Origin of the sequence: Streptomyces sp. NPDC058632, from assembly GCF_042717095.1 — a bacterium.
Taxonomy (GTDB): domain Bacteria; phylum Actinomycetota; class Actinomycetes; order Streptomycetales; family Streptomycetaceae; genus Streptomyces.
Genome location: NZ_JBHXQZ010000117.1, coordinates 1 through 11,265 on the forward strand (window position 1 = coordinate 1; position 11,265 = coordinate 11,265).

Annotated in this window: 10 protein-coding genes; 5 read left to right on the forward strand and 5 right to left on the reverse strand. The window is 71.3% G+C overall.

What is annotated here, in order from left to right:
* Positions 1-251 precede the first annotated feature (251 nt).
* Positions 252-2,147: a Na+/H+ antiporter NhaA gene (gene nhaA / locus ACFWVE_RS31075; protein ID WP_384021241.1), complete on the reverse strand. Its 1,896-nt coding sequence runs from the start codon at positions 2,145-2,147 to the stop codon at positions 252-254.
* A 220-nt stretch (positions 2,148-2,367) separates the two neighbouring features.
* Between nhaA and ACFWVE_RS31080 the strand changes: the two genes are divergently transcribed.
* Positions 2,368-2,592 carry a hypothetical protein gene (locus ACFWVE_RS31080; protein WP_384021245.1) on the forward strand — a complete coding sequence of 75 codons (225 nt, stop codon included), beginning with the start codon at positions 2,368-2,370 and terminating at the stop codon, positions 2,590-2,592.
* A 164-nt stretch (positions 2,593-2,756) separates the two neighbouring features.
* Here the strand turns inward: ACFWVE_RS31080 and ACFWVE_RS31085 are convergent, their stop codons facing one another.
* Positions 2,757-5,183: an HAD-IC family P-type ATPase gene (locus ACFWVE_RS31085; protein ID WP_384021248.1), complete on the reverse strand. Its 2,427-nt coding sequence runs from the start codon at positions 5,181-5,183 to the stop codon at positions 2,757-2,759.
* Positions 5,184-5,322: 139 nt separating this feature from the next.
* A complete protein-coding gene (locus ACFWVE_RS31090) occupies positions 5,323-5,661 on the reverse strand; it encodes a DUF2530 domain-containing protein (RefSeq protein ID WP_384021301.1) in 339 nt (112 codons plus the stop codon).
* Between the two features lie 220 nt (positions 5,662-5,881).
* Here ACFWVE_RS31090 and ACFWVE_RS31095 point away from each other — a divergent pair, with 220 nt between their 5' ends.
* Positions 5,882-7,327, forward strand: a complete 1,446-nt coding sequence (locus ACFWVE_RS31095; RefSeq protein WP_384021251.1) for an NCS2 family permease — start codon at positions 5,882-5,884, stop codon at positions 7,325-7,327.
* 28 nt (positions 7,328-7,355) lie between these two features.
* Here ACFWVE_RS31095 and ACFWVE_RS31100 read toward each other — a convergent pair whose 3' ends face one another.
* Complete coding sequence (locus ACFWVE_RS31100) at positions 7,356-7,538, reverse strand: ribbon-helix-helix protein, CopG family (protein ID WP_384021254.1); 183 nt, start codon at positions 7,536-7,538, stop codon at positions 7,356-7,358.
* Positions 7,539-7,759: 221 nt separating this feature from the next.
* Here ACFWVE_RS31100 and ACFWVE_RS31105 point away from each other — a divergent pair, with 221 nt between their 5' ends.
* Positions 7,760-8,197, forward strand: coding sequence for a MarR family winged helix-turn-helix transcriptional regulator (locus tag ACFWVE_RS31105; RefSeq protein ID WP_384021257.1), 438 nt, complete (start codon positions 7,760-7,762; stop codon positions 8,195-8,197).
* Between the two features lie 99 nt (positions 8,198-8,296).
* A complete protein-coding gene (locus ACFWVE_RS31110) occupies positions 8,297-9,706 on the forward strand; it encodes an MFS transporter (RefSeq protein WP_384021260.1) in 1,410 nt (469 codons plus the stop codon).
* 21 nt (positions 9,707-9,727) lie between these two features.
* On the opposite strand, the gene ACFWVE_RS31115 is transcribed toward ACFWVE_RS31110, so the two are convergent.
* Positions 9,728-10,273 carry a Uma2 family endonuclease gene (locus ACFWVE_RS31115; RefSeq protein ID WP_384021263.1) on the reverse strand — a complete coding sequence of 182 codons (546 nt, stop codon included), beginning with the start codon at positions 10,271-10,273 and terminating at the stop codon, positions 9,728-9,730.
* A 198-nt stretch (positions 10,274-10,471) separates the two neighbouring features.
* Here ACFWVE_RS31115 and thpR point away from each other — a divergent pair, with 198 nt between their 5' ends.
* Entirely contained in the window at positions 10,472-11,068 is a 597-nt protein-coding gene (gene thpR, locus ACFWVE_RS31120; RefSeq protein WP_384021266.1) for an RNA 2',3'-cyclic phosphodiesterase, read from the forward strand.
* Positions 11,069-11,265: the final 197 nt, after the last annotated feature.

The following is an 11,265-nucleotide window of genomic DNA, read 5'->3' on the forward strand; positions in this document are numbered from 1 at the left end:
GTTCGCCGGGCGGGCTTCCCGGGCGGGTTCCTCCGCATGGGTTCGCCGGGCGGGTTCGCCGGGCGGGCTTCCCGGGCGGGTTCCTCCGCATGGGTTCGCCGGGCGGGTTCGCCGGGCGGGCTTCCCGGGCGGGTTCCTCCGCATGGGTCCGCCGGGCGGGTTCCCCGGACGGGTCCGCCCGGCGGGGTCCTCCGTATGGGCCCGCCGGGCGGGTTCCTCCGCACGGCCTCGCCGGGCACGGGCCCGTCGGTTTACTTCGTGGGTGTCTGAGCGCCGGGCTCCGCCGCGTACGCCTCCAGCTCGCGGGCGAGCGTCTCCGCGTCGTACGGGCCGGTGTGCCGGCGGTTGCCGATGAAGAACGTCGGCGCCCCGCGGGCACCGCTGGCCTCGGCGCTGGCGGCGTCCGCCCGTACCTTGGCGGCGGTCCACTCGTCGTCGAGATCGCGGAGGAACCTCTCGACGTCGAGCCCGAGCTCGGCGGCGTAGCCGGCGGCGTCCTCGTACTCCAGCTCGTCCTGGTGTTCGAAGAGCAGGTTGTGCATGTCCCAGAAGCGTCCCTGCGCGTCGGCGGCGACGGCCGCCCGCGCGGCGAGTTCGGAGTGCGGGTGCACGTCGGGCAGCGGCAGGTGCCGGAAGACGTAGCGGAACCGGTCGCCGAACCGTTGCCGCAGTTCCTGGGTGACACCGGTGGCCCGGGCGCAGAAGGGGCACTCGAAGTCGCCGTACTCGACGAGGGTGAGCGGCGCCCCGGGGGGCCCGTAGATGTGGTCCGTCTCCGGGTCGACCGGCCGGTCCAGGTAGCGGGGCAGGTCCGCATCGGTCTGGCCGCGCAGGACGGCGGCCAGGTGGAACACGAGCCAGCCGGCGGCGGTGGCGAACACGGCCGCCAGCAGCACGCCGACCGTCGCCTCGGCGCGCACCACCGGGTCGTCGAAGGCGAGCCCGACGATCAGCAGGGAGACGGTGAAGCCGATCCCGGACAGGGCACCGCCGCCCAGGACATGGCCCTGTCCCACACCGGTCGGCAGCTGTCCGAGGCCGACCCGGGTGCCGAGGCGGGCGCCGCCCCAGATGCCGACCAGTTTTCCGACGACGAGACCCACGACCACGGCCCAGGTGAGGGAGGAGGTCAGGGCGTTGGTCAGGACGCCGTCGCGCAGGTCGACACCGGCGTTGGCCAGCGCGAACACCGGGACGATGACGTAGCTGGACCAGGGGTGGAGCACCGTCTGGAGCCGTTCGTTGACGGAGACGGCCTGCTGGAGCCCTTTGCGTGCCGTCTTGCCCACCCCCGCGAGAGGGGACTGGCGGAAGGCGCGGAAGAGCCGCGCGGCCTGCTCCACCCCCTCGCGCGACGGGTTCGTGGCGGGGATCAGGAGACCGCCGAGCATGCCGGCGATGGAGGCGTGCAGGCCGGCCTGGAGGGTGGCGAGCCACATCACCAGGACGACCAGGACGTACGGAGCGGCCCGCCAGACGCTGAAGCGGGTCAGCGCGGACAGCACCACACCCAGGACCAGCGCGACGACCAGTGGCGGCACGCTGATGCTGCCGGAGTAGACCACGCCGATCACGGTGACGGCCACGATGTCGTCGATGACGGTGATGGCCAGCAGGAAGACGCGCAGCTGCGTGACGAAGCGCGGGCCCACCACGGCGAGCGCGCCCAGCATGAACGCCGTGTCGGTGCCGATGACCACACCCCAGCCCGTGGCGGCGTCGCCCCCGGGCGCGATCGCCAGATACAGCAGGACGGGAACGATCATGCCGCCGATTCCGGCGAGGCCCGGGATCATGAGTTTGCGGCGGCTGTTCAGCTCGCCCACGGAGACCTCGTAGCGGACCTCCAGGCCGATGACGAAGAAGAACAGGGCCATCAGCCCGTCGTTGACCCAGTGCCCCAGGTCCATCGACAGACGGGCGTCACCGAGGGAGAGCGACAGATCGGTGTGCCAGAGGGAGGTGTACGCCTCCGACCAGGGCGAGTTCGCCCAGACCAGGGCCACTGCCACAGCGGCCAGGAGCAGGCCCGCGCTGCCCGCCTCGGTCGCCATGAAGGTGCGCACCGGGGTGGACAGCTGGGCCGCCAGTTCGCTTCTCCGCGACCGGGACTGGGCGTCCCCGGACTTGTTCTTGCGCAGGATCATCGGGGAGTCACCGTGCCCGTCCGCCTTCTGGTCGTGGAGCGCGGGTGGGGCAGGAGGACGAGGGCGCGCCGGCCAGGATGCCGATCTTCGAATGTCCCGCACATGTTCTTCACTTCCCGTACAACCATTCGTCGCTGTTCCGTATCTGATCACGCGAGTCAACAGACTCCATGGTCACTCGGGTCCCGGGTGTGACGACGAGCCGTCGGGTGACGTACCCATGAATTCCGGCGTCCACCAGGGCCCCTTCCTCTGCAAGGGTTCCTGCGACGCCCCGGTCGACCTCCTGCTCGGCGACTACGCGGCGACCTGCACCGCGGCCTCGTCGACCACCGCCGACTGCTCGGGCAGGATCGACGTCCACCCGGCCTACGGAGAGCTGATCAACTCCGACGCCGGCACCTGGAAGGGCGGCGCCCCGGCCCTCGACACTTCGTCGACGTGAAGCAAGGCCCCGACCGGCCGGTCGCACGGTCGTCCCACAACGCCGATTCCCCGCGCCCCCAGGGGCGCGGGGCCGTACCGGCATGCGGCTCCGCCGCGTGGGCGCGACCCGTTTCCACGGGACCCACGGGCAACACGCCCCGGCGCCCCTCGCAAAGCCGAGCCCTAGGCGGGAAAGCGGTGGTCCACCCACTTCCACAGGAACTCCAGGGTGGCCGCCGCCACCGCCGCGATGCCGACCGCGACCCACGGCATCGTCATCCCGACCAGCTTCAGCGCGAAGAACTCCTGGAGCCACGGCACGACCAGCACCAGCAGGAATCCGGCACCCATCGTCGCCACCAGGGCGATCCGCCACCACGTGTACGGGCGGGCGACGATCGCCAGCACCCAGAGCGAGATCAGGAACAGCGTCAGCGTCGCCGCGCTCGTCTCCGCGTCCAGTGCCCCCTCGCCGCTGTAGTGGCGGCGGGCGATCAGATACGTGGTGAACGTCGCCAGCGCGGCCAGCGCGCCGCCCGGGATCGCGTACCGCATGACCCGCCGTACGAAGTTCGGCCGCGCCCGCTCCTTGTTCGGGGCCAGGGCCAGGAAGAACGCCGGGACGCCGATGGTGAGCGTGGACAGCAGCGTCAGGTGGCGCGGCAGGAACGGGTACTCCACCTGCGAGCACACCACCAGCACCGCGAGCAGCACCGAGTAGACGGTCTTCACCAGGAACAGCGTCGCGACCCGGGTGATGTTGCCGATCACCCGCCGCCCCTCCGCCACCACCGACGGCAGCGTGGCGAAACTGTTGTCGAGCAGCACGATCTGCGCGACCGCCCGCGTGGCCTCCGAACCGGAGCCCATCGCCACCCCGATGTCGGCGTCCTTCAGGGCCAGCACGTCGTTCACCCCGTCCCCGGTCATCGCGACCGTGTGCCCGCGGGACTGGAGCGCGCCCACCATGTCCCGCTTCTGCTGCGGGGTGACCCGCCCGAACACCGTGCCCTCGTCGAGCGCCCCGGCCATCGCGTCCCGGCCGGCGGGCAGCCCGCGCGCGTCGACGACCGTCCCCGCCAGCCCGAGCTTCCCGGCGACCGCGCCGACCGACACCGCGTTGTCGCCCGAGACGACCTTGGCGTCGACGTCCTGCTCGGCGAAGTACGCCAGTGTGTCCGCCGCGTCCGGCCGCAGCCGCTGCTCCAGCACCACCAGCGCGGTGGGGCGGACCCCGACGGCGGCCTCGGGGTCGTCCAGGCCGCGCTCGCCGCGGGCGAGGAGCAGCACCCGCAGGCCCTGCTCGTTCAGCCGCCCCGTGCGGGCCAGGGCCGGGTCGCCGGCGTCGAGCAGGACGTCGGGTGCGCCGAGCAGCCAGACGGACGCGGTCCCGTCGCCCTCGGTGAAGGCGGCGCCGCTGTACTTGCGGGCGGAGGAGAAGGGAAGGGCGTCGGTGCGCCGCCAGTCACCGGCGTCGGGGTAGGCGTCGGCGATCGCCCGGAGCGAGGCGTTCGGCCGCGGATCGGAGACGCCGAGGGCGCCGAGCACCTTCCGCACGTACGCCTCGTCGCTGTCGCTGCGGCTGCCGCTTTCCGGGGCGCCGCCGTCGTCGAGCAGGTGCAGCCCCGTGACGTCCATGCCGCCCTCGGTGAGGGTGCCGGTCTTGTCCAGGCAGACCGTGTCGACGCGGGCCAGCCCTTCGATGGCGGGCAGTTCCTGCACCAGGCACTGCTTGCGGCCCAGCCGGACGACCCCGATCGCGAAGGCCACCGAGGTGAGGAGCACCAGCCCTTCCGGGACCATCGGCACGATCCCGCCGACCGTGCGGGCGATGGAGTTCCTCAACTCGTCGTCCTTGACGAACAGCTGGCTGATGATCAGCCCGGTCGCGGTCGGGATCATCATCCACGTCACGTACTTGAGGATCGTGGAGATGCCCGAGCGCAGCTCGGAGTGGACCAGCGTGAACCGGGACGCCTCCTCGGCGAGCTGCGCCGCGTACGCCTCGCGCCCCACCCTCGTCGCCTGGAAGGCGCCGCCGCCCGCGACCACGAAGCTGCCGGACATGACCTGGTCCCCCGGCCGCTTGACCACGGGGTCGGCCTCGCCGGTGAGCAGCGACTCGTCGATCTCCAGCGCGTCCGCCTCCGCACACACCCCGTCGACGACGATCTTGTCGCCCGGACCGATCTCGATCAGGTCGTCCAGCACGATCTGCGAGGTCCCGATCCCGGCGCTCGCCCCGTCCCGGCGCACCGTCGGCCGCGCCTCGCCGATCACGGCCAGGGAGTCCAGGGTCTTCTTCGCCCGCCACTCCTGGATGATGCCGATCCCGGTGTTGGCGAGGATCACGAAGCCGAACAGGCTGTCCTGGAGGGGCGCGACGCCCAGCATGATCACCCAGAGGACGCCGATGATCGCGTTGAACCGGGTGAGGACGTTCGCGCGGACGATCCCGGTCAGCGACCGGCTGCTGCGCACGGGCACGTCGTTGACCTGCCCGAGGGCCACCCGCTCCGCCACCTCCGCGGAGGTCAGGCCGGTCACCGGTGACGTGCGGGTGCCGGGGTGCGAGGCACCGGACTGCGGGTCCGCGTCGAGATGCGTCATGCGGACGACGGTACGTGCGCGGGCGCGGCCCCACCCACCGGTTGTGCGGAAGATCCGACCGGGGGAGGACGGCCGTGGCGCCGTGGTCGTACGGGAGTTGCGGCCGGTCGGCCGGCCGGTCGGCCGACCGGCGGCGACGTCAGTCGGTCGAGGAGGCGGGGGAGGCGGGAGAGGCGGGGGAGGGCCCGCGGAGCGGTTCGGCCTCCGGGACGTCCGCACTCCCGACGGCCTGTCCGGCCCGCGCGCGCTTGACCGCGGTCTCCCGCCGGCGGACGTGCCAGATGCCGATGAAGCCGAGGCCGCCGCCGGCCAGGCAGGTCCACAGCCACCAGGTGTGGCCGTGGTCGTCGAACCAGCCGTAGAACGGCAGCTGCACCAGGAAAAGGGCGAACCAGATGATCGTGCCGCCGACGACGGTGGCGACCACGGGGCCCTCAAAGGGCTCCGGCGCCTCGTGCTTGGGGGTCCCCTTGACGATGTCGGAGAGACCCGAGAGGAAAGCGGCCATGCGGACAGCTTACGAGGAGCGCGGGGTGTGACGTCCGCCGCGTCCGCGCCACGCCACCCGAATCGGTCTACGCGCGGAGATAGCGGGGACGTCGTTATATGTTCATACTGAATCCGTTTGTCTCTGGCCACTTCTGTTCGTAGAAAACGCCAAAGGGCTTGGGGGAGCCCGCCGGCGATGAGGTTTCCGCATGTCCACGTCGGCCCCCGCCAAGGCTCCGATGCCCGACCAGCCGGGGTCCGGCCACGGCGCACTCGACCGCTACTTCAGGATCTCCGAGCGGGGCAGCTCCCTGCCCCGCGAGATCCGCGGCGGATTCGCCACCTTCTTCGCGATGGCCTACATCATCGTGCTGAACCCGATCATCCTGGGCAGCTCGACGGACCTGTACGGCAACCAGCTCGACAACGGTCAGCTGGTCACCGCGACCGCCCTGACGGCGGCGTTCACCACGCTGCTCATGGGCGTCATCGGCAACGTGCCGATCGCGCTGGCCGCCGGCCTCGGCGTGAACTCGGTCGTCGCGCTCCAGCTCGCCCCCCGGATGTCCTGGCCGGACGCCATGGGCATGGTCGTGCTGGCCGGTTTCGTCGTCATGCTGCTGGTCGCCACCGGTCTGCGCGAGCGCGTGATGAACGCCGTCCCGTACGGTCTGCGCAAGGCCATCGCCATCGGTATCGGCCTGTTCATCATGATGATCGGTCTCGTCGACTCCGGTTTCGTCTCCCGCATGCCGGACGCGGCGAACACCACCGTGCCGATGCAGCTCGGCACCGGCGGCCACCTCACCGGCTGGCCGGTTCTCGTCTTCATCCTCGGCGCGCTGCTCACCCTCGCGCTGATCATGCGCAAGGTGCCGGGCGCGATCCTCATCTCGATCGTCGTGATGACCGTTCTCGCGATGATCATCGAAGCCGTGGCCGACGTCCCCTCCTGGGGCCTGACGAGCCCGGCCTGGCCCGGCAACCCGGTCGCCGCCCCCGACTTCGGCCTGATCGGCGAGGTCAGCCTGTTCGGCGGATTCGAGCAGGTCGGCGTACTGACCGGCGTCCTGTTCGTCTTCACCGTGCTGCTGTCGTGCTTCTTCGACGCCATGGGCACGATCATGGGCGTCTCCGACGAGGCCAGGCTGACCGACGCCGAGGGCCAGATGCCCGGCATCAACAAGGTCCTCTTCATCGACGGTGTCGCGGTCGCCGCGGGCGGCGCCGGCAGCGCTTCCGCCACCACCGCCTTCGTGGAGTCCACGGCCGGTGTCGGCGAGGGCGCGCGCACCGGCTTCGCCAACGTCGTGACCGGTGCGCTCTTCGCCGTCGCGCTGTTCCTCACGCCCGTCGCCACCATGGTCCCGTCGCAGGCGGCGACCCCGGCGCTGCTCGCGGTCGGCTTCCTGATCCTGGCGGGCTCCATCAGGGAGATCGACTGGGCGGACCACACCATCGCCATCCCGGCCTTCGTGACCATGGTGATGATGCCGTTCACCTACTCGATCACCAACGGCATCGGCATGGGCTTCATCACCTTCGTGGTGCTGCGCCTGGCGGCCGGGCGCGGCAAGGGGGTGCCGACGGCGATGTACGTGGTGTCGGCGGTCTTCGCCTTCTACTACCTGATGCCGGCGCTGGGCCTGACCTGAGCCGGTTCCGTGGGAGAAGGGGCGCGGTTCAGATGACGTCGTAGAACTTCTCCGTCTCCTCGACGGCGGTCTGGAACCGCTGGTCGAAGTCATCGCGCATGAGCGTCCGGACGACATAGTCCTGGACGCTCATTCCGCGTCTGGCGGCATGCTGCCGGAGCCGCTCGAGCAGCTCGTGGTCCATGCGCAGGCTGAGTACGTCGGTCCCCATGGCATGAGCGTTGCCGCACATCCCGGCCCGGTGTGCGCGCTTCCACGCCAGAGTCACCCGTACGAGTGATTCGAGTGAGTAATTCGGTCTCGCGGTTCGCCTCGCGGCTCCGGCATGCGGGTGGCCGATGTCACGGATGCCGGCGGAACCCGAGTGCGTCCCGAAATCCGAGTGCGTCCCGAAGGGTCCTTTAGCGAGAGTAATGAGTTACGCTAAAGAACATGCCGGACCTCAGCCATGGCGACGACGTAGCCGCCGTGAACGCCCTTCGATCCGCCGTGATGCGACTGTCCCGTCGGCTCAAGCACCAGCGCGTCGACGAGTCGCTCAGCCCCACCGAGATGTCGGTGCTGGGCACCCTGGCCCGGTGCGGCCGGGCCACCCCGGGCGAGCTCGCCCGCAAGGAACACGTCCAGCCGCCCTCGATGACCCGCATCGTGGCGCTGCTGGAGGGCAAGGGCCTGGTCCGGCTGGAGCCGCACCCCGACGACCGGCGCCAGAAGGTGGTCACGCAGACCGAACAGGCCGAGGCGATGCTGGACGAGAGCCGCCGCAGGCGGAACGTCTTCCTGGCCACCCTGGCCGAGGAACTCGACGAGGACGAGTGGGTGAAGCTCCGCGCCGCCGCCCCTGTCCTGGAGAAGCTCGCGCACCTCTAGGCGTGCGAGGTACGCGGTGACCGGAGCGCGCGGCGAGGCACCGGCGCGGCACGAGGCACGAGGTACGAAGCAACGGCAGCTGCCACCAGGAGGTGAACCTTGAGTACGGGACCCGGAGCAGACTCCGCCCCCGCACCGGACCACGACGACGACCGGACCACCCGCGACACCGAACCCGGCACCGCTACCCACACCCACACCGGCCTCGCAGGAGACGAGCCCCGCAGGGCAGGGATGTTCTCCTCGCTGAAAGTCAGGAACTACCGCCTGTTCTTCGCCGGTCAGGTCGTCTCCAACACCGGCACCTGGATGCAGCGCATCGCCCAGGACTGGCTGGTGCTCACCCTCACCGGCTCCTCGGCCGCCGTCGGCATCACCACGGCCCTGCAGTTCCTGCCGATGCTGCTGTTCGGCCTGTACGGCGGCGTCCTCGTCGACCGGCTGCGCAAACGCCCCACACTCCTGTTCACCCAGTCCGCGATGGCCCTCACCTCGCTGGCCCTGGCCGCCCTCACACTCACCGGCCACGTCCAGATCTGGCACGTCTACGTCGCCGCCTTCGTCACCGGTCTGGCCACGGTGGTCGACAACCCCGCCCGCCAGTCCTTCGTCGCGGAACTCGTCGGCCCCGGCCAGCTGCAGAACGCGGTCAGCCTGAACTCCGCGAACTTCCAGTCCGCCCGGCTGGTCGGCCCCGCCGTCGCGGGCGTGCTGATCACCGGCGTCGGCACGGGCTGGGCGTTCTTCCTCAACGGCGTGTCCTTCGTCGCGCCGATCGCCGGCCTGCTGATGATGCGGGCCCGCGAACTGCACGCCGTCACGCCGTCCCCGCGCGGCAAGGGGCAGCTGCGGGAGGGGCTGCGCTATGTCGCGGGCCGGCCCGAGCTGCTCTGGCCGATCGTCCTGGTGGGGTTCATCGGCACCTTCTCCTTCAACTTCCCCGTCTACCTCTCGGCCTTCGCCGACGACGTGTTCGACGGCGGCGCGGGCGCGTACAGCCTGTTCAACACGCTGATGGCGGTCGGCTCGGTGACCGGCGCCCTGCTCGCCGCCCGACGCGGCACGGCCCGTCTGCGGCTGCTGATCCTGGCCGCGCTGGCCTTCGGCGGACTCGAGATCGTCGCCGCCGGGGCACCCTCCCTGTGGCTGTTCGCCCTGCTCATGGTCCCGATCGGCCTGGTCGCGATGACGGTCAACGTCACCACCAACACCAGCATCCAGATGGCCACCGACCCGGCCGTACGCGGTCGCGTCATGGCCCTGTACATGATGGTCTTCCTCGGCGGCGCACCCGTCGGCGCCCCGATCGTCGGCTGGATCACCGACACCCACGGCGCCCGCGCCGGTCTCGCGGTGGGCGGTGCGATCGCGGCCCTCGCCGCCGCCGTGATCGGCCTGATCCTGGCCCGCGTCGGCAACCTCCGCCTGGCGGTCGGCTGGCACGGCGGGCATCCCCGGATGCGGTTCGTGCCGCGGGAACGGCAGGAGGCGCTGACGCCGGTGGGATGACGGCGCGGCCGGGAGGGGCGGTCAGTCGCGGGGGAAGTCGTCGGTCCTGAGGACGGGACCGACGGCCGTCCGGGTCAGGTCGATCTCCTCGCCGAAGCCGAAGCCGAAGCCGAAGCCGAAGCCGAAGCCGAAGCCGAAGGTGACGTCGACGTGGTACTTCCCGTCCTTCGGCTGCAGGTGCAGGTGCAGGTGCCACTCGCCGGTGTACGGGTCCACGATCAGGTACACCGGTACGCCGGCGGCGGCGTAGGCATCCTTCCTCGGGCCGTAGTCGTTGCTCGCGGTGTCCTTGGAGATCACCTCGGCGATGAACTCGACGTCCCCGTGACGCCAGCGGCCCCTGACGCCCTGCCTGGCGCCGTCCGCGAGGGCCACCACGTCGGACGCGAACCCGTTGAGGCGCCCCGGGCAGTCCATGCGGATGCCGGATTTGACGTGCTTGCGCGGGTACTTGGCGCGCAGTTGCTCAATGATGTCCAGGATGATGTCCCAGCGGGTGTTCCGCTGCGGCGCCATGAAGATGTGCCCCCCGACGATCTCGGTCCTGTATCCCTCGGGGACGGGCATCTTCTCCAGTCACTCGAACATCGTGTCGAGCGTGAGGTCGCCGGTGCTTTCGGCCATCCCGATCCTGTCTGCGAGGACGGTCATCGTGGCGCTCCTCCCCGGCTGCGCTCCGGACGAGTGCGGCCGCGCGGTACAACGATGCGCACGGTGACCAGGACACGCGCGGGCGTACACGCGTTCCACCGGGAGACTGGACGCATGAGACTCTTCGCCGCCCTGCTGCCACCCGACGACGTGTCCCGTGAGCTCGCCGCCGAGGTCGAGGCGTTGCGAGGGCTGCCCGGCGCCGAGGGGCTGCGCTGGACCGGCCGTCCCGGCCGGCCCCGCGGCGGAGCCGCTGACTGGCACTTCACGCTCGCCTTCTACGGCGAGGTCGACGACGATCTCGTGCCCGGGCTGACGGCGCGCCTGGAACGGGCGGCGGCGCGGACCGAACCGTTCGAGCTGGCGCTGAGCGGTGGCGGCCACTTCGGGCACGGGAGGGCGGTGTGGGCCGGGGCGGACGGTGACCTGCGGACCCTGCGCCTGCTCGCCGAGCGCGCCGAGGCGGCGGGGCGGAAGGCGGGCGTCGAGATGGAGGAGCACCGCCGCTACAAGGCCCACCTGACGCTGGCCCGCAGCCGGACCGGTGTCGACGTACGGCCGTACCTCGCGGCGCTCGCCGGGTTCCGGAGCCGTTCCTGGACCGTGGGCGAGGCGGCGCTGGTGCGCAGCCACCTGCCGAGCTCGGGCGTACCGGGGGAGCAGCCCCGTTACGAGGTGGTCGCGCGCTGCCCGCTCGGGCCGGCCGGTTAGGCTCGACGGCGTGGACCCGAAAACCCGGAACCGGATCATGGCCGGTGCGCTCGTACTGATGTTCTTCGTGGTGGCGCTGGCGTGGGCGCGCGGGGGGGGGGGCCCGGCCCCCCCCCCCCGCCCCCCCCCCGGGGACGGCCGCCCGCCCAACCGGCGGAGGCCGCCCGGGGCGGGGCCCGGGCGGGGCCCGAATAAGC

Coding starts and splice junctions, on each gene's coding strand:
- nhaA (WP_384021241.1), bottom strand. CDS start 2,147: ATGATCCTGCGCAAGAACAAGTCCGGGGACGCCCAGTCCCGGTCGCGG.
- ACFWVE_RS31105 (WP_384021257.1), top strand. CDS start 7,760: ATGCCGGACCTCAGCCATGGCGACGACGTAGCCGCCGTGAACGCCCTT.
- ACFWVE_RS31085 (WP_384021248.1), bottom strand. CDS start 5,183: ATGACGCATCTCGACGCGGACCCGCAGTCCGGTGCCTCGCACCCCGGC.
- ACFWVE_RS31100 (WP_384021254.1), bottom strand. CDS start 7,538: ATGGGGACCGACGTACTCAGCCTGCGCATGGACCACGAGCTGCTCGAG.
- ACFWVE_RS31095 (WP_384021251.1), top strand. CDS start 5,882: ATGTCCACGTCGGCCCCCGCCAAGGCTCCGATGCCCGACCAGCCGGGG.
- ACFWVE_RS31080 (WP_384021245.1), top strand. CDS start 2,368: ATGAATTCCGGCGTCCACCAGGGCCCCTTCCTCTGCAAGGGTTCCTGC.
- ACFWVE_RS31115 (WP_384021263.1), bottom strand. CDS start 10,273: ATGCCCGTCCCCGAGGGATACAGGACCGAGATCGTCGGGGGGCACATC.
- thpR (WP_384021266.1), top strand. CDS start 10,472: ATGAGACTCTTCGCCGCCCTGCTGCCACCCGACGACGTGTCCCGTGAG.